This window comes from Pseudomonas chaetocerotis (assembly GCF_015712105.2).
Classification (GTDB): domain Bacteria; phylum Pseudomonadota; class Gammaproteobacteria; order Pseudomonadales; family Pseudomonadaceae; genus Aquipseudomonas; species Aquipseudomonas chaetocerotis.
Genome location: NZ_JACFYX020000012.1, coordinates 51,542 through 69,164 on the forward strand (window position 1 = coordinate 51,542; position 17,623 = coordinate 69,164).

The following is a 17,623-nucleotide window of genomic DNA, read 5'->3' on the forward strand; positions in this document are numbered from 1 at the left end:
CTGAGCCATGGCGTACCAGTTCGACTTCGCCGCCGTCCTGCAGCACAGCGATCTGCTGCTGCAGGGCGCGGCCTTCACCCTCGGCCTGACGGCGATCGGCACCCTGCTGGGGGTCGGTCTCGGCATCGTCGGGGCGATACTGCGCGCCTGGCGCATCCGTCCGTTCGACCGGATTTTCGGCGTCTACGTGGAACTGATCCGCAACACGCCATTCATCGTCCAGCTGTTCTTCATCTTCTTCGGCCTGCCCTCGCTCGGCGTACGCCTGAGCGAGTGGGAGGCCGCCATTCTGGCGATGGTGATCAACCTCGGTGCCTACTCCACGGAGATCATCCGCGCCGGTATCCAGGCCATCCCGCATGGCCAGCTCGAAGCCGCCGGCGCACTGGCCATGAGCCGCTTCGAGACGTTCCGTCATGTGGTGCTGCGCCCGGCGCTGGGCAAGGTGTGGCCGGCGCTGTCGAGCCAGATCATCATCGTCATGCTGGGCTCGGCGGTGTGCTCGCAGATCTCCACCGAGGAGCTGTCGTTCGCCGCCAACTTCATCCAGTCGCGTAACTTCCGCGCCTTCGAAACCTACCTGCTGACCACCGCGCTGTACCTGCTCATGGCCATCCTGATTCGCCAACTGCTGGCCTGGTTCGGCCGCCGCTTCATCATGGGAGAGCGCTGATGGACTTCACCCTCTGGGACATCCTGCGCAACCTGCTCACCGGCCTGCAATGGACACTGCTGCTGTCGCTGGTGGCCTTCGTCTGCGGCGGTATTGCCGGCCTGCTGGTGTTGCTGGCCCGGCTGTCGCCGCTTTCTGCACCGCGCATCCTTGCTCGTGGTTACATCGAACTGTTCCAGGGCACGCCGCTGCTGATGCAGCTGTTCCTGGTGTTCTTCGGTATCGCCCTGCTGGGCATCGACGTGTCGCCCTGGCTGGCGGCAGCCACCGCACTGACGCTGTTCACCAGCGCTTTTCTCGCCGAGATCTGGCGCGGCTGCGTCGAGTCGATCACCCGCGGCCAATGGGAGGCCGCCGAAAGCCTGGCCATGAGCCGCCTGGAAACCCTGCGCCACGTGGTCCTGCCACAGGCGCTACGCATCGCCGTGGCGCCTACCGTCGGCTTCTCGGTGCAGGTGGTCAAGGGCACCGCAGTGACCTCGATCATCGGCTTCACCGAGCTGACCAAGACCGGCAGCATGCTGGCCAACGCCACCTTCGAGCCCTTCATGGTCTACGGCTTCGTCGCCCTCGGTTACTTCCTGCTTTGCTACCCGCTCTCGCTCGCTGCTTACCGCCTGGAAAGGAGGCTGAATGTCACTGCTTAACGTCACCGCCCTGCACAAGTATTACGGCGACAACCACGTGCTCAAGGGCATCGACCTCAAGGTCGAAGAAGGCGAAGTGATCGCCATCATCGGCCGCAGCGGCTCGGGCAAGAGCACCTTTCTGCGCACCCTCAATGGCCTGGAGTCGATCAACGACGGCGTGATCGAAGTCGACGGCGAGTACATCGACGCTGCCCGCGCCGACCTGCGCAGCCTGCGGCAGAAGGTCGGTATGGTGTTCCAGCAGTTCAACCTGTTCCCGCACCTGACCGTCGGCGAGAACGTCATGCTGGCACCGCAGGTGGTGAAGAAGACCTCGCGCGCCGAAGCCGAGAAGATCGCCAGGCAGATGCTCGAACGCGTCGGCCTGGCGGAGAAGTTCGACGCCTACCCCGAACGCCTGTCCGGCGGCCAGCAGCAACGGGTAGCCATCGCCCGGGCCTTGGCCATGTCGCCCAAGGTGCTGCTGTGTGACGAGATCACCTCGGCGCTCGACCCCGAGTTGGTCAACGAGGTGCTGGCGGTGGTCAAGCAACTGGCCAGCGAGGGCATGACCCTGATCATGGTCACCCACGAGATGCGCTTTGCCCGCGAAGTGGGTAACAAGCTGGTGTTCATGCATCACGGCAAGGTGCACGAGATCGGGGACCCGAAAGCCCTGTTCGCCGCCCCGCAGACCGAAGAGCTGCGCAACTTCATCGGCTCGGTGAACCTGTGAACGCGCCAGCGCCCCTGGCGCTGCGCATCGAGCCGCTGACCCGCGAAGCCTTCGCGCCTTTCGGTGACGTGATCGAAACAGCCGGCGCCACATCCTTTCCGATCAACGCCGGCACCACCACGCGCTACCACGACCTGGCGCAGGTGGAGCTGGCCGGCGAGTCGCCGCGCACGCTGGTCAACCTGTTTGAGGGCAAGGCCTGGCACACGCCCATCGCCATCGGCATGCTAGAGCGCCATCCGCTGGGCAGCCAGGCGTTCTACCCGGTGGATGGCGGGCGTATGCTGGTCGTCGTGGCCCCGCCTGGCGAGCTGGACGAGTCGCAGATCCGCGCGTTCATCAGCGCACCGGACCAGGGCGTAAACTACGCCTGCGGCACCTGGCACCACCCGCTGCTGTGCCTGCAACACCCCGGCCGTTTCATCGTGGTGGACCGTGGTGGCGACGGCCACAACTGCGACGAGCAGGTGTTGAAACAGCCACTGAGCGTGCTGAACCTGCAGCAATCACAGGTCTAGACCAGTTTCATGCGACATCCGTATGCGTTGGCTCATGCGCTCAGTCGTGGCACGATGGCGCGGAAATCGAACGAGATGCCGTAATCATGCCCAAAGCCCCTGCCGAAAGTTTCCCCCTGATCGCTGCCATCGACCTGGGCTCGAACAGCTTTCACATGGTGCTGGCCAAGGCCGACAATCACGAGATTCGCATCCTCGAGCGCCTCGGCGACAAGGTGCAGCTGGCCGCAGGCCTGGACGACGAACGCCAACTCAGCGAAGAAGCGATGCAGCGCGGGCTCGACTGCCTGCGCCGCTTCGCCCAGTTCACCACCACGCTGCCGGAAGGCGCCGTCCGTATCGTCGGTACCAACGCCCTGCGTGAAGCGCGCAACCGCGCTGTGTTCATCCGCCGCGCCGAGGAGATTCTCAACCATCAGGTCGAGGTGATTTCCGGCCGCGAGGAAGCACGCCTGATCTACCTGGGCGTCTCCCACAGCATTGCCGACACCCCCGGCAAACGCCTGGTCGCCGACATCGGCGGCGGCAGCACCGAGTTCATCATCGGCCAGCGCTTCGAGCCGCTGCTGCGCGAGAGCCTGCAGATGGGCTGCGTGAGCTTCACCCAGCGTTACTTCAAGGACGGCAAGATCACCCCGGCGCGCTACGCCCAGGCCTACACCGCCGCTCGTCTGGAACTGATGGGTATCGAACAGGGCCTGCGCCGCCTCGGCTGGGAAGATGCCGTCGGTGCATCCGGCACCATCAAGGCCATCGGCCTGACGACCAAGGCTGCGGGTCTGAGCAATGGCGAAATCACCGTCGAAGGGCTGGCCTGGCTCAAGCGCAAACTGTTCAAGCTCGGCGAGGTGGACAAGATCGACCTCGACGGCATCAAGCCGGACCGCCGTGGCATCTTCCCCGCCGGCCTGGCGATTCTCGAAGCCATCTTCGACGCCTGCGAGATTCAGCGCATGAGCCACTCCGAAGGCGCCTTGCGCGAAGGCGTGCTGTATGATCTGCTCGGCCGCCACCAGCACGAGGACGTGCGCGAACGCACGCTGGCGGCCTTCATGGAGCGCTACCACGTCGATGTCGACCAAGCCGTGCGGGTCGAGGCCAAGGCACTGTCGGCGCTGGACAAGGTGTCCGCCGATTGGGGCCTGACCGACGACTGGCATCGCGAACTGCTGAGTTGGGGCGCCAAGGTGCACGAGGTGGGTCTGGACATCGCCCATTACCAGTACCACAAGCACGGCGCCTACCTGATCGAGCACTCGGACCTGGCTGGTTTCTCGCGCCAGGACCAGCAGATGCTCGCCTTGCTGGTACGCGGCCACCGTCGCAACATTCCCAGGGACAAGTTCGCCGACTTCGGCGAGGAAGGCGTGAAGCTGATGCGCCTGTGCGTGCTGCTGCGCTTCGCCATCCTCTTCCACCATATTCGTGGCACGCAGAGCATGCCCGAGGTGCAGTTCAAGGTTGGAGAGAACAGCCTGGAAATCGTCTTTCCCGAAGGCTGGCTGGCCGCCAACCCGCTGACCCTGGCGGACTTCGAAGCCGAAGCTGAATGGCTCAAGCGTATCGATCTGACGTTGAGCGTGCGCTGATACCCCGGTGCGCATGGCGCACCCTACGGGCGCGGCTCGACCTGTAGGCCGGGTGAAACCCGCCAGGACTCAAAAGCCCCCTCTCCCACCCTTCGGGCACCCTCTCCCGTAAGCGGGAGAGGGGCATCAGAGGACTGCACGCAGCCGCTTTTTATCGCGCGATGATCACCGGCGCAGTCAGCTTCTCCAGCAGCCCGGACTGAGCGCTGCGTGGATTCTGGTTGCCGGTGGGCTGCTGGCGCAGGTAGCGGCCATCGGACTGCAACACCCAAGCCTGGGTGTTATCGGTCAGGTAGCTTTCAAGCTCCTTCTTCACTCGGGTGATGAGCTTCTTGCCCTCGACCGGGAAGCAGGTCTCGACACGCTTGTCGAGGTTACGCTCCATCCAGTCGGCACTGGACAGGTAGATCTGTTCGTCACCGCCATTGAGGAAGTAGAACACCCGCGTATGTTCGAGGAAGCGGCCGATGATCGAGCGCACGTGGATATTGTGCGACACCCCGGCAATACCCGGTCGCAGGCAGCACATGCCACGCACTACCAGGTCGATCTTCACCCCGGTCTGGCTGGCCTTGTACAGCGCACGGATGATTTTCGGATCGGTCAGCGAGTTGAACTTGGCGATGATCTGCGCCGGCTTGCCCTCAGCAGCGGCCGCGGTTTCCTTGGCGATCAGTTCGAGCAGGGTCTTCTTCAGGGTGAAGGGCGCATGCAGCAGCTTCTTCATGCGCAGGGTCTTGCCCATGCCGATCAGTTGGCTGAACAGCTTGGACACGTCCTCACCAAGCGCGACGTCGGCGGTGAGCAGGCTGTAGTCGGTATACAGCTTGGCGTTGCCAGCGTGGTAGTTGCCAGTACCAAGGTGGGCATAGCGAACGATTTCGCCATTCTCGCGACGCAGAATCAGCATCATCTTGGCGTGAGTCTTGAAGCCGACCACACCGTAAATCACCACCGCACCGGCAGCCTGCAGGCGACTGGCCAGAGCAAGGTTGGATTCTTCGTCGAAACGCGCACGCAACTCGATGACCGCGGTGACTTCCTTGCCGTTTCTCGCGGCCTCTACAAGGGCGTCAACGATCTCCGAGTTGGCACCGGAGCGATACAGCGTCTGCTTGATCGCCAACACGTGCGGGTCCTTCGCCGCCTGGCGCAGCAGGTCCACTACCGGGGTGAAGGACTCGAAGGGATGCAGCAGGAGGATGTCCTGCTTGCTGACCACGCTGAAGATGTTCTCGGCGTTCTGCAGCAGCTTGGGGATCACCGGGGTGAACGGCGCGTACTGCAGGTCCGAGTGGTTATCCAGGCCAGTGATGCTGAACAGGCGGGTCAGGTTGACCGGGCCGTTGACCTGGTACAGCTCGCCCTCGGTCAGGCCGAATTGCTTGAGCAGATAATCGCGCAAGTGTTTCGGGCAGGTGTCGACCACTTCCAGGCGCACCGCATCGCCATAACGACGACTGAACAGCTCGCCACGCAGGGCGCGCGCCAGGTCCTCGACGTCCTCGGTGTCCACCGACAGGTCGGCGTTACGGGTCAGGCGGAACTGGTAGCAACCCTTGACCTTCATGCCCTGGAACAGATCATCGGCGTGGGCATGGATCATCGACGACAGGAACACGTAGTTGTCGCCAGGGCCGCCAACGTCTTCCGGCACCTTGATGATGCGCGGTAGCAGGCGTGGCGCCGGAATGATGGCCAGACCGGAATCGCGCCCGAAGGCATCGACGCCTTCCAGCTCGACGATGAAGTTCAGGCTCTTGTTCACCAGCAACGGGAAAGGGTGCGTCGGGTCGAGGCCGATGGGGGTGATGATCGGCGCGATCTCGTCGCGGAAATAGCGACGCACCCAAGCCTTGAGCTTGGTGGTCCAGTAACGGCGGCGGATGAAGTTGATGTTGTGCTTGGCCAGCGCCGGGAACAAGGTGTCGTTGAGGATCGCGTACTGGCGGTCGACCTGCTCGTGCACCAGTTCGCTGATTCGCGCCAGCGCCTGGTGCGGCTGCAGGCCGTCTGCGCCAGCCTGTTCGCGGGCGAAGTTGATCTGCTTCTTCAGGCCGGCGACGCGAATCTCGAAGAACTCGTCGAGGTTGCTGGAGAAGATCAGCAGGAACTTCAGGCGCTCGAGCAGCGGATAGGACTCGTCCAGCGCCTGCTCCAGCACCCGGATATTGAACTGCAGCTGCGACAATTCACGGTGGATGTACAGGCTGCTGTCATCCAGGCTGGGGATCGGAGCCGGCGGCGGGGTTTCCACCACGGGCGTCTCGGCGACCACCTCGACCTGAGGCGGGTTGTTGTCGAGCACTTCGCTGTTGAGTCCTTCGCTGTTCATCGCTGGGTTCCTGAGGGCGTCATCGCCCTTGTTTTAGCAGTTCTGCCGCCCGTACGGCGAAATAGGTGAGGATGCCATCGGCACCGGCACGTTTGAAGGCGGTGAGTGATTCCAGTATGACCGCCTCACTGAGCCAACCGTTCTGGATCGCCGCCATGTGCATGGCGTACTCGCCGCTTACCTGGTAGACGAAGGTCGGCACCTTGTAGGCATCCTTCACCCGCCAGAGGATGTCCAGGTAGGGCATGCCAGGTTTGACCATGACCATATCGGCACCTTCGGCCAGATCGGCGGCCACTTCATGCAGCGCCTCGTTGCCGTTGGCCGGGTCCATCTGGTAGCCGAGCTTGTTGCCCTTGCCAAGGTTGGCGGCCGAGCCCACGGCATCACGGAACGGGCCGTAATAGGCGCTGGCATACTTGGCCGAATAGGCCATGATGCGCACATTGACATGGTCAGCCAGTTCCAGCGCCTCACGGATCGCCTGCACGCGGCCGTCCATCATGTCCGACGGCGCCACAACCTGGGCACCGGCCTCGGCATGCGACAGCGCCTGCTTGACCAGGGCATCGACGGTAATGTCGTTCTGCACATAGCCGGACTCGTCGAGAATGCCGTCCTGACCGTGGGTGGTGAAGGGGTCGAGCGCCACATCGCTGATTACCCCCAGTTCGGGGAATTTCGCACGCAGGGCACGAATCGCGCGCTGGGCGATGCCGTCCGGGTTCCAGGCCTCGGCACCGTCAAGGGATTTCTTCTCCAGCGGCGTGACCGGAAACAGCGCCAGCGCCGGAATGCCCAGCTCGACCCAGTGCTCGGCTTCTTTGAGCAGCAGGTCGATGGACAGACGCTCGACGCCCGGCATCGACGGCACGGCTTCGCGACGGTTCTCGCCGTCGAGAACGAACACCGGCAGAATCAGATCATCGACGCTCAGGCGATTTTCGCGCACCAGACGGCGGGAGAAATCATCGCGGCGATTACGCCGCAGGCGAGTGGCAGGGAACAGACGATTGGCGGGGGTAACGCTCACGGCAGACTCCAGAGCCCGCACGGGCGGGCCAGTGTGACAGGTTATAGAACCTGTGCACGATTTCGCGAGCTAGAGCTGTGCCAGGCAAAAACAGGCGAGGAAGCGGAGTGTGCCCCAGCACATGAGCAGTCTGAGCCTGTTTTTAACGCAGCAGAGCCGACGCGCAGCAGATCGTGGATAGGTTCTACGAACATTATGACCAAATGATGACGATCAGATGACCGCGTGCGACGGCACGTCGCACAGCCAGTTGCGCATTGTGGCATGGCACGCCACCTTCCGGGTTTCCCATGGTCAGAGTAGTCTTCAGCACCTGCATCGTTGAGCTCACGGCATGCTCCAAGATCTTATCCGCCAGTTTGGCTACCCGGCACTGGTACTCGGTACCTTCCTCGAAGGCGAAGTATCCCTGCTGCTGGCGGCCTACATGGCCGTGCGCAACGTGCTTGAGATCGAATGGGTGGCGCTGTGCGCCTTTCTCGGCACCTTCGCCAGCGACCAGTTGTGGTACTACCTCGGCCGCCGTCACGGCCGTGCGCTGCTCGCACGCAAACCGCGCTGGCAACCACTGGGCGACCGCGCCAGCGCGCTGATCCAGCGCTACCCGGATCTGTGGGTGCTGTGCTTTCGCTTCCTCTACGGCCTGCGCACGGTGATGCCGCTGACCATCGGCCTGTCCGGCTATTCGTGGCGCCGCTATCTGCTGCTCGACGCCATCGGTGCCGGCGTCTGGGCCGGCGGCATCAGCCTGCTGGCCTTCAGCCTGGGCAATGCCATGGGCGGATTGCTTGAAGAACTGCGCAACTACCAGGTCATTCTGCTAGCGGCCGTGGTGTTGTTGCTCGCACTCGCCTGGCTAAACCGCTGGCATCAGCGCCGACGCGGCTGAGCGCATTAGGGCGTACCGGCCGGCGATCTGCTCGCCGCAGGCAGTACGCCGTTGCAGGCTCAGGTCTCATGCGCCAACGGCGGACTGTTCGCTTCGCTCCGATCGGCCGGCGTTCCGGTCCGCCCTACGCGCCGCACCAGGCATAATCCGAGCAGACTGATCAGGCTGTAGCCAGCCAGGCAACTCCAGACAGCTGCATTCATGGCCAGCATGTCCAGATCACCGGCCAGCCACAGCAGGGGCAGATTGGCCGCCAGGCGCAATAACTCGAATCTCGACGCCCAGGCACGATTCTCCAGCCACATGCCTATGCTGCAAAGACCCAGGGCCACCCACAGGCACGCCAGCAGCACAGCGCCGATTGCAAGCGTGTCACCCTGCGCCAGCAGCCACACGCCGGCCAGCAGGTAGCAGACGAACTGCAGCAACGCGTAGATCTGCGCGCCACGCCCCAAAGGGACCTCGAACTTGCGGAAATTGCGCAGATCCGCCTTGGCCTGCGGATAGCGTGCCGCCACGTCAGCCGGGCGCCACCCGGTGGGCATGAACCAGATACGCAGCCGGTCCCACCAGGAGCTTGCGCGTTTGGCATCGCGCCACAGCCCGGCATACACCTGCAGGTTGGCCCACAAGGGGTTCCAACTGGCCAGCGGCACGGTCACACCGAAGATCACCGGCTCTTCGTCGAGCTCCTCCTGGAAGGTGCCGAATATTCGATCCCAGAGAATGAACACACCGCCGTAATTGCGATCCATGTAGATAGGGTTCTGTGCATGGTGCACACGGTGGTTGGACGGGGTGATGAACAGCCATTCGAACCAGCCCAGCTTGGGAATATGCCGGGTATGCACCCAGAACTGATAAAGCAGGTTCAGGGCCGCGACGCTGAAGAACACCAGCGGCGGCACACCGACCAGCGCCATCGGCAGGTAGAAGATCCAGCCGAAGATGAAACCGGTGCTGGTTTGCCGTAACGCAGTGGACAGGTTGTAGTCCTCGCTCTGATGGTGCACCGCATGGGCGGCCCAGAGCACGTTGCGCTCATGGCCAAGGCGGTGATTCCAGTAGTAGCAGAAGTCGTAGAAGACGAAGGCGAAGAGCCACACCCAGAGGTTGCCTTCGGACAGTTCGAACAGCGCCAGATGCTCCCAGGCGAAGGCATAGGTGAGCAGCCCGACCACCTTGGTCAACACACCGGTCGCCTGTGACAGCACGCCTGCACTGAGGCTGTTAAGGGCATCGGCCAGGCGATAGGTGCGCATACCGCGCCAGCGGTCAGCGAGCAATTCCAGGCCGATCAGCAGGAAGAAGAAGGGCACTGCGTAGAGAACGAACGCCATATCGTTGTACTTGTGTCGGGAATGAGCTGTTATTCATCCTATGCGCAGCTTCGCCAGCCTTCGCGGCGGTAAATGACAGCCCGAGTGGCATTTGGCGACAACCCTAGAATTGGTAATACCCGCGCCCGCTTCACGGTCGCGTTTTTCCTCACCAGGAGTCGAGCATGAGCAAGAAAGTGGCAGTGATTCTGTCCGGCTGTGGCGTCTACGATGGCGCCGAGATCCATGAAAGCGTGATCACCCTGCTGCGCCTCGACCAGCGTGGCGCCGAGGTGCAGTGTTTCGCCCCCAACGTGCCGCAGTTGCATGTGGTCGACCATTACAGCGGCGACGAGATGGACGAGACGCGCAACGTCCTGGTGGAGTCGGCACGCATTGCCCGCGGCCAGATCAAGGACGTGAAAGAGCTGCATGTGGCCGAGTTCGACGCACTGATCCTGCCCGGTGGCTTCGGCGTAGCGAAGAACCTCTCCGACTTCGCCACCAGTGGTGCCGGCTGCACCGTACAACCGGATGTACTGGCCGCCTGCAAGGCCTTCGTCGATGCCGGCAAGCCGGTCGGCCTGATGTGCATCGCACCGGCCCTGGCGGCGAAGATCTTCGGCGCCGGCGTGGTCTGTACCATAGGCAGCGACCACGACACCGCAGCCGCCCTGACCCAGATGGGCGCCGAGCACCATGAGTGCGAGGTCAGTGAAATCATCGAAGACAGCCAGCGCAAGCTGGTGACCACTCCGGCCTACATGCTCGCCCAGTCCATCGCCGAAGCAGCATCGGGCATCAACAAACTGGTCGACCGTGTGCTGGAACTGACGCACCACTGACTGACGCTATGCCGGGACTTTGTAGGGTGGGCAGGAAGGCGTTCCGCTTGAGCTTCAGTATCGATCAGTGTCGACTGAAGCCCACCCTACAAAGTTCAAGGTTCCAGCCTACCGGCTAGCACCCATTACAGGGCGCATCGGTCATTGGTCAGGGCAGTCTGGCCGCGCCGCTGGTCAAGCCGTTCCGGCTGCGGCAGCGTGGCGGCAGGATTTCCCGGAGCCCCTGCCATGTCCCAGCCCTTCGTCCTCAGCCCCGACCTGCAACAGGCGGTGGCCAGCTTCTTCCAGCGTATTCCCTTCAATCAGGTGCTCGGCATCGAGCTCGATGAACTGAGCCCCGAGCGGGTGACCATGCACCTGCCGATGAAGCCCGAACTGATCGGCAACTTCGTCCACGGCATTCTGCACGGCGGGGTTATTTCTTCGCTGCTAGACGTTTGCGGCGGCGCCATGGCGCTGATCGGCGCCTTCGCCAACCACCAGCACCTGCCGCCGGCCGAACGCATGAGCAGGCTGTCCAAGCTCGGCACCATCGACCTGCGCATCGATTACCTCCGCCCGGGCCGGGGGCAGCGCTTCAGCGCCACGGCCACACCGCTGCGCGCCGGCAACAAGGTGGCAGTGATCCGCATGGAATTGCACAACGACGAGGGCGTGCTGGTGGCAGTGGGCACTGGTACCTATCTGTGCGGCTGACCGAGCCCGCCATTCCCGGATTTCATCCAGGCTACAACGCTGAAAATGGGTTTGCCGTACGCCCCGTAGCCCGGATGCAATCCGGGGCAGCTATCGACTCAGCCGCGTGAGAATCCGATCCAACGCATTGGCGAACGCCTGCCGGTCCTTTTCCGAGTACGGCGCCTGACCACCGCCCACCTGGCCCTGCTCACGAAGGTCGGTGAACAGGTTGCGTACCGCCAGGCGCTCGCCCATGTTGCGCTCGTCGAACTCGCGACCACGCGGGTCGAGCGCGGCTACACCCTTCTTCACCAGGCGGTCGGCCAGCGGCACGTCGCTGCAGATCACCAGCTCGCCGGGCACTGCATGCTCCACCAGATGATCATCAGCTGCGTCCGGCCCGCTGGGCACCACGATCAGTTTCACGCAGGCGAAATTCGGCCGTGCAACGGCCTGGCCGGCGACCAGCACCACTTCGAAGCCTCGTTTGAGGGCGAACTTGACCACCTGATCCCGCGCCGCCCGAGGGCAGGCGTCGGCGTCGATCCATACGCGCATGCAGCAACTTCCGCAGAGAAACCAGCGCCCAGTATGCCAGCAGGCGCGCGGTTCAGGCCTGGTAGAACGGCTCGCAGCGCTCACGCACGGCGCGCGACAGGTTGTCCTCGGCCAATTCGATCAGATCCAGCTCCACCTCGTCCGGCAGCAGCTCGGCGACCAGCGCCGCCAGGCGACGCTGACCACTCGTGTCGGCGCCGGAAATTGCCAACAGCAGCCGCGGCTGCGGGCCGATGGCTGGATCGCGCAAGGCAGCGAGAAAGGCCTCACGTACAGCAAGTTGGGCACAGGCCGCTGAAAGTGCCTGTTCCAGAGCGGGGTGACGCAGTACAGCCAGCGCCAGATCGGGACTGTCGGCGTAATGAGTGGAGTGGATCGAAGAGGACATGCGCGCACTCGGCAAAGGGATTGGAAGCAGCCTAGGTGCACTGAGACTCGCTGTCGTAGCGGCGGTTCACGCTATGACGCAGCGAGGGCGGGCAAAGCTCGCCCTCGTGTATGCCTGATTCGGTTACCTAGGCCTGCTCGGCCATGCGCCGACGCTCCCCCAGCAGGCTACGCCCATACAGCAACGCGATGCCGGCCAGCGCCAGCCCCTGAGCCGACAGGCTCCAGGCATCGGCATGAATGCCCAGCCAGTCGAACTCGAAGAAAGCCACCGGACGCGTACCGAGCACGCCAGCCTCCTGCAGCGCAGCCACGCCATGGCCGGCGAAGACCACGGACAGCACGCACAGCAGCACCGCGTTGACGCCGAAGAAGGTCGCCAACGGCAATTTGCGCGAGCCACGCAGGATCACCCAGGCCAGGCCGATCAACAGCACCAGAGCGGCAGCGGCACCAGCCAGAACGGCGCCATGGCCGGCGGGCCCCGCCTGCAGCCAGAGGGTTTCGTAGAACAGGATGACTTCGAACAGTTCGCGATACACCGAGAAGAACGCCAGCACGGCGAAGCCAAAACGACCACTGCCACCGACCAGGCTGCTCTTGATGTAGTCCTGCCAGGCAGCGGCGTGGCGACGGTCATGCATCCACACACCGACCCACAGCAGCACCACACTGGCGAACAGCGCCGTGGCGCCTTCGAGCAGCTCGCGCTGAGCACCGCTGATGTCGATCAGATAGGCCGCCACCGCCCAGGTCGCGACACCGGCGAGCAGTGCCAGGGCCCAGCCGATGTGCACACTGCGCACCGCCTGCTGCTGCCCGGTGTTACGCAGAAAGGCGAGAATCGCTGCCAGCACCAGAATGGCCTCAAGCCCCTCACGCAGCAGAATCAACAGGCTGGCGAAAAAGCTCAGGCTATCGTCCATCGCGCCATCGGCCAGCAGCGCAGCAGACTTGTCCAGCTCGACCTTGGCCTGCTCCAGTGCCTGGGCAGCCTGCGCAACACTCGCGCCATCCTGCAGCGCCTGCCGATAGGCCATCAGAGCGCGCTCGGTGGTCTTGCGCTGCAGGGCATCGAGGTTGTCGAGGGCGCTTTCGACCAGTTCGAATCCTTCCAGATAGGCGCCTACGGAGAGGTCATAGGCCTGCTCGCGATCACCTTCGCGATAGGCCTGCAGGCTGCGCTCCAGGGTCGAGCGGGTGTAGCCGATCAGTTGCTGCGGGCCGCGCTGTTCCAGCACCGGATGCGCGCGCTGAGCGCGGAACGCGGCGACATCACCGCCTGCGGCCAAGATTTCGGCAGGCGTGCGGCCGGCCAGCTCGCTCATGGCGAAGCGTGTCTGGCCCTGCGTCTGTGCTGCTGTGAAACCGGCGATATAGACCGCCAGGTCCCAGCGTTGACGGTCGTCGAGCTGATCGGCGAAGGCCGGCATATCGGTACCTTCGATGCCCAGGCCGAGGGTGTTGTAGAGATCAAAGAGGCTCAGCCGGTCCAGACGTGCGACATCACGCAGATTCGCTGGCGCTGGCTCCAAGCCGATGCCGGCAGGCCCGTCACCCAGGCCGGTATCGCCGTGGCACACCGAGCAGTGCTGAGCGTAGAGCGGCGCACCACGCTCCGGGTCCGGTGTCAGTACCGGGCTCTGCGCCACCTGATAGAGCTCGGCCAGACGAGCGCCCAGTTTGCGCGCGGCGCCAGCGACTTCCTCGCCCGGCTGGCGCAGGGCAATCGCCTGACGCAGATTGGCAACGCCCTGCTCCAGTTCGGCGCGGCCGGCCTGAGCGGGCAAGGCGACGATCAGGCCCTGCAGCACATCGAGAAATTCCAGTTGTTCCTGGTATTCGCCAGCATCGACGACCTGGCCGCCCACAACAGTGGCCGGGTAATCAGCGCCGATGTAACCGATCAGGTGCAGTGCCTGTGCGGCGCCGTCGAGGGGCTCGCCAACGGCGAGAAAGCTGAGACAGGCCAGCAAAGGCAGCATCAGCCAGGAAAGGGGGAAACGAAAGCGGATCATCAATGCATCCCAAACGAGAATGGGTGACATTAAATTGTTGCCGGCCTAACGATCGAGCACAAGAAGAATATGAAATATTCAGTAACAAACTGCCGAATGAAAACTGAAAGACCGCCCTGCCCGCGCAGACGGGCATCCAGAACCTGCGAATCACCTGGGCTCCCGCTTCCGCGGAAGTGGCGATGAATGATTTTTTCAGAACATCCCTGGCAAACGCTATCGGCCAGCGTTGAACGATAGCGAACGAGACTCAGACTGCCGCGCGCTTGACGGTCGCCAGCAAGCCCGCAGCGGCAGCGAACAGCGCAGCAAAACTGCGATTCATCACCCGCTGCTGGCGGGGCGTGCGCAGCAGGCGTAAAACGCGCGAGGCGAGGCCGGTGTAGCCGGCCATGACGATCAGATCCACGATGATCATGGTCACGCCCATCACCAGATACTGCGCCACCAGCGGCGCCTGCGGATCGATGAACTGCGGCAGCACCGCAAGCATGAACACAATGGCCTTGGGGTTGCTGAAGTTGACCAGAAAGCCGCGCAACACCAGAGCCAGAGGCCGGCCGATAGGGCGCTCGGCTGCACCGGCATCGAGGTCGCTGGGCAGCGCGACCCACTGCTTGTAAGCGAGGAACACCAGATAGGCCACGCCGAACCACTTGATCACGCTGAAGGCCAGGGCCGAGGTGGCAAGAATGGCCCCCACGCCCGCAGCGACGATGGCGATCTGCAACGCCAGACCGAGCTGCAAGCCGAGCGCGTTCCAGTAACCGCGCAAGAAGCCGTACTGCATACCGGCAGACATCGACGCCACTGCACCGGCACCCGGCGACAGGCTGATCACCCAGCAGGCGACGAAGAAAGCGAGCCAGGTTTCCAATGCCATGATGCGTACCTCGAGAAGCTGAATTCAGGGGAAGAGCATCACAGCCTACTCCTGCTCCAGCGCCTCGACCAGCCGGTCAGCGCCAGCGGCGCACCGACTTCTGGAAGAACAGGCTGTTGGGCACCTGCAACACGGCGCCGACAGCCTCCTCACTGAGATCCTGCAGGGTGGTGTAGAACAGGTTGATGGAGATCACCTTGCCTTTCACGCCCGGCTTGTCGGCGCTTTCGATGACCTCGACGGTGTCCCCCAGGCGAAACGGCCCCATGGTGAAGATCAGCAGCGCGCAAAACATGTTCGACAGCACGCTCCAGATGGCGAAGAACGCCACCGCGGCGACAGCGGTGAAACCGGTCAGCGCCGTCCACAACACCGTCGCCGAAACCCCCAGGCGCTCCAGCACCATGAGCAGCGCGCTGCCCATGATCAGCCAGCGCACCAGGCCCCGCAGCGGCTGCAGCACTTCGACCGGCAACAGGCTGTAGCGAGACCCAAGGCGACTGATGGCGCGGGTAAGAATGCGCTGAGCGAGCCAGGCCAGCAGGATGATCAGCAACACCTGGCCGGTACGAATCAGCGGGTCGCGCCAGGCCGCCAACAGTTCAAGCTGTTCCATTACTCGGCTTCCTCCAGTTGCTGCTGCAACGCCTCCAGGGTTTCCAGCGCCAACAGCCAGGCCTCCTCGAGCTCGGCTTCGCGAGCCTTGAGCTGTGCCTGTTCTGCAAGACACTCGCGCAGTTCGTCCTTGCGCGCGGGCTCGTACAGACCGCTGTCACTCAACCGGGTTTCCACGGCGGCGAGCTTTTCCTGCACCTTGCCCAGCTCCTGTTCGAGCTTTTCCGCCTGTTTCTTGTGCGGGGCCAGTTGCTGGCGCAACGCCGCAGCAGCCTGGCGCTGGGCGCGCTTGTCGGTCTTGTCCGCCGCCCCTTCGACCGGCGCACTCGGTGGTGCCTGACGCTGACGATAATCGACCAGCCAGCGCGCATAGTCATCGAGGTCGCCGTCGAACGGCACTACGCGCCCTTCAGCAACCAGCAGGAACTCGTCGGTGGTGCTTTTGAGCAAATGGCGATCGTGCGATACCACCAACACGGCGCCCGCGAATTCCTGCAGGGCCATGGTCAGCGCCAGGCGCATTTCCAGATCCAGGTGGTTGGTCGGCTCATCGAGCAGCAGCAGATTGGGCTTGCCCCAGGCGATCAGCGCCAGGGCCAGCCGCGCCTTCTCACCACCGGAGAAGTTCACCACCGGCTCGTCACAGCGCGGGCCACGGAAATCGAAGCCACCGAGGAAGTCGCGCAAGGTCTGCTCGCGCTCGCTCGGTGCCAGACGCTGAAGGTGCAGCAGCGGGCTGGCCTTGTCGTCCAGCGCATCGAGCTGATGCTGGGCGAAATAGCCGATCACCAGGTTCTCGCCACGGCTCAGGCTGCCGCTCAGCGGTTGCAGTTCGGCCGAGAGGTTCTTGATCAGCGTCGACTTGCCCGCGCCATTGGGGCCGAGCAGGCCGATGCGCGCGCCCGGCACCAGGCTCAGCTTGACCTGCTGCAACACGGTCTTGTCGCCATAACCGAGGCGACCTTCGCTGAGGCTGAGCAGTGGCGTGGAGATCTTGTCGGCTTCGCGGAAGACGAAGTCGAAGGGCGAGTCGACATGCGCCGCGCTCAGCTCTTCCATGCGCTCCAGGGCCTTGATCCGGCTCTGTGCCTGACGCGCCTTGGTGGCCTGGGCCTTGAAGCGGGCGATGTATTTTTCCATGTGGGCGCGTTGCGCCTGCTGCTTCTCGTAGGCCTGTTGCTGCTGGGCCAGACGCTCGGCACGGGTACGCTCGAAGGCCGTATAGCCACCACGGTACAGCGTCAGCTTGCGCTGCTCGACATGGGCGACGTGATCGACCACGGCATCGAGAAAATCGCGGTCGTGGGAGATCAGCAACAGGGTGCCGGGGTAGCTTTGCAGCCAACCTTCCAGCCAGAGAATCGCATCCAGATCCAGGTGGTTGGTCGGTTCATCCAGCAGCAACAGGTCGGACGGGCACATCAGCGCCTGGGCCAGGTTCAGGCGCATGCGCCAGCCGCCGGAGAAGTCGCCGACGCGGCGGTCCATCTGCGCATTCTCGAAACCCAGGCCGGCCAGCAGCTTGCGCGCGCGGGCATCGGCGGTATAGCCGTCGGCGCTGTCCAGTTCGCTGTGCAGGCGGGCGATGGCGGCGCCGTCGTGCGCCTGTTCGGCAGCCGCCAGCTCGGCCTGTACGCGGCGCAGGTTGTGGTCGCCGTCGAGCACGTAATCCACCGCCAGACGATCGAGGGTGTCGACCTCCTGGCGCATATGGGCGATGCGCCAGTCACCGGGCAGCAGGCAATCACCGGCATCAGGTGTAAGCTCTCCGCGCAGCAGGGCGAACAGGCTGGATTTACCGGCGCCATTGGCACCGATCAGACCGGCCTTGTGGCCGGCGTGCAGGGTCAGCTCGGCGCCTTCGAGAAGACGCTGCGGGCCACGCTGTAGAGTGAGGTTCTGGAGTCGGATCATAATG

Annotated in this window: 17 protein-coding genes; 8 read left to right on the forward strand and 9 right to left on the reverse strand. The window is 63.7% G+C overall.

Annotated features, from left to right (window positions below):
* Nucleotides 1–7: 7 nt before the first annotated feature.
* The 5 genes from H3221_RS19975 (at nt 8) to ppx (ending at nt 4,145) form a co-directional block, all read left to right on the forward strand.
* Nucleotides 8–673 (forward strand): amino acid ABC transporter permease, encoded by a 666-nt coding sequence (locus H3221_RS19975; protein WP_160016819.1) that lies wholly within the window; start codon nt 8–10, stop codon nt 671–673.
* A complete protein-coding gene (locus tag H3221_RS19980) occupies nt 670–1,320 on the forward strand; it encodes an amino acid ABC transporter permease (protein WP_178094578.1) in 651 nt (216 codons plus the stop codon). Before H3221_RS19975 ends, H3221_RS19980 begins: the two co-directional genes overlap by 4 nt.
* Nucleotides 1,307–2,038, forward strand: coding sequence for an amino acid ABC transporter ATP-binding protein (locus H3221_RS19985; protein WP_196475154.1), 732 nt, complete (start codon nt 1,307–1,309; stop codon nt 2,036–2,038). The genes H3221_RS19980 and H3221_RS19985 overlap by 14 nt, the downstream gene beginning before the upstream one ends.
* Entirely contained in the window at nt 2,035–2,556 is a 522-nt protein-coding gene (locus H3221_RS19990) for an ureidoglycolate lyase (protein WP_196475153.1), read from the forward strand. The genes H3221_RS19985 and H3221_RS19990 overlap by 4 nt, the downstream gene beginning before the upstream one ends.
* Nucleotides 2,557–2,642: 86 nt before the next feature.
* Entirely contained in the window at nt 2,643–4,145 is a 1,503-nt protein-coding gene (gene ppx / locus H3221_RS19995; protein WP_192984015.1) for an exopolyphosphatase, read from the forward strand.
* A 151-nt stretch (nt 4,146–4,296) separates the two neighbouring features.
* Here the strand turns inward: ppx and ppk1 are convergent, their stop codons facing one another.
* Together ppk1 and hemB are read right to left on the reverse strand one after the other, a co-directional pair.
* Entirely contained in the window at nt 4,297–6,480 is a 2,184-nt protein-coding gene (gene ppk1 / locus H3221_RS20000; protein WP_196475152.1) for a polyphosphate kinase 1, read from the reverse strand.
* 19 nt (nt 6,481–6,499) lie between these two features.
* Nucleotides 6,500–7,513 (reverse strand): porphobilinogen synthase, encoded by a 1,014-nt coding sequence (hemB, locus tag H3221_RS20005; protein WP_192984010.1) that lies wholly within the window; start codon nt 7,511–7,513, stop codon nt 6,500–6,502.
* Nucleotides 7,514–7,847: 334 nt separating this feature from the next.
* Here hemB and H3221_RS20010 point away from each other — a divergent pair, with 334 nt between their 5' ends.
* Complete coding sequence (locus H3221_RS20010) at nt 7,848–8,402, forward strand: DedA family protein (RefSeq protein ID WP_196475151.1); 555 nt, start codon at nt 7,848–7,850, stop codon at nt 8,400–8,402.
* Between the two features lie 59 nt (nt 8,403–8,461).
* On the opposite strand, the gene H3221_RS20015 is transcribed toward H3221_RS20010, so the two are convergent.
* Nucleotides 8,462–9,742 carry a sterol desaturase family protein gene (locus H3221_RS20015; protein ID WP_196475150.1) on the reverse strand — a complete coding sequence of 427 codons (1,281 nt, stop codon included), beginning with the start codon at nt 9,740–9,742 and terminating at the stop codon, nt 8,462–8,464.
* Between the two features lie 164 nt (nt 9,743–9,906).
* Between H3221_RS20015 and elbB the strand changes: the two genes are divergently transcribed.
* Together elbB and H3221_RS20025 are read left to right on the forward strand one after the other, a co-directional pair.
* Nucleotides 9,907–10,566, forward strand: coding sequence for an isoprenoid biosynthesis glyoxalase ElbB (elbB, locus tag H3221_RS20020; RefSeq protein WP_196475149.1), 660 nt, complete (start codon nt 9,907–9,909; stop codon nt 10,564–10,566).
* A gap of 228 nt (nt 10,567–10,794) precedes the next feature.
* Nucleotides 10,795–11,262 carry a thioesterase family protein gene (locus tag H3221_RS20025; protein ID WP_196475148.1) on the forward strand — a complete coding sequence of 156 codons (468 nt, stop codon included), beginning with the start codon at nt 10,795–10,797 and terminating at the stop codon, nt 11,260–11,262.
* A gap of 90 nt (nt 11,263–11,352) precedes the next feature.
* Here the strand turns inward: H3221_RS20025 and H3221_RS20030 are convergent, their stop codons facing one another.
* The 6 genes from H3221_RS20030 to H3221_RS20055 all read right to left on the reverse strand — a co-directional run bounded on the left by H3221_RS20030 (nt 11,353) and on the right by H3221_RS20055 (nt 17,619).
* Nucleotides 11,353–11,802 (reverse strand): YaiI/YqxD family protein, encoded by a 450-nt coding sequence (locus H3221_RS20030; RefSeq protein WP_004373364.1) that lies wholly within the window; start codon nt 11,800–11,802, stop codon nt 11,353–11,355.
* A 52-nt stretch (nt 11,803–11,854) separates the two neighbouring features.
* Nucleotides 11,855–12,190 carry an enhanced serine sensitivity protein SseB C-terminal domain-containing protein gene (locus tag H3221_RS20035; RefSeq protein WP_196475147.1) on the reverse strand — a complete coding sequence of 112 codons (336 nt, stop codon included), beginning with the start codon at nt 12,188–12,190 and terminating at the stop codon, nt 11,855–11,857.
* A 127-nt stretch (nt 12,191–12,317) separates the two neighbouring features.
* On the reverse strand, nt 12,318–14,207 hold the full coding sequence (locus H3221_RS20040) for an FTR1 family protein (RefSeq protein WP_196475146.1): 1,890 nt from the start codon (nt 14,205–14,207) through the stop codon (nt 12,318–12,320).
* A gap of 250 nt (nt 14,208–14,457) precedes the next feature.
* Complete coding sequence (locus tag H3221_RS20045) at nt 14,458–15,090, reverse strand: LysE family transporter (RefSeq protein WP_196475145.1); 633 nt, start codon at nt 15,088–15,090, stop codon at nt 14,458–14,460.
* 76 nt (nt 15,091–15,166) lie between these two features.
* Nucleotides 15,167–15,706, reverse strand: coding sequence for a mechanosensitive ion channel family protein (locus H3221_RS20050; RefSeq protein ID WP_196475144.1), 540 nt, complete (start codon nt 15,704–15,706; stop codon nt 15,167–15,169).
* Nucleotides 15,706–17,619, reverse strand: a complete 1,914-nt coding sequence (locus tag H3221_RS20055; protein ID WP_196475143.1) for an ATP-binding cassette domain-containing protein — start codon at nt 17,617–17,619, stop codon at nt 15,706–15,708. Before H3221_RS20055 ends, H3221_RS20050 begins: the two co-directional genes overlap by 1 nt.
* Between the last annotated feature and the right edge of the window lie 4 nt (nt 17,620–17,623).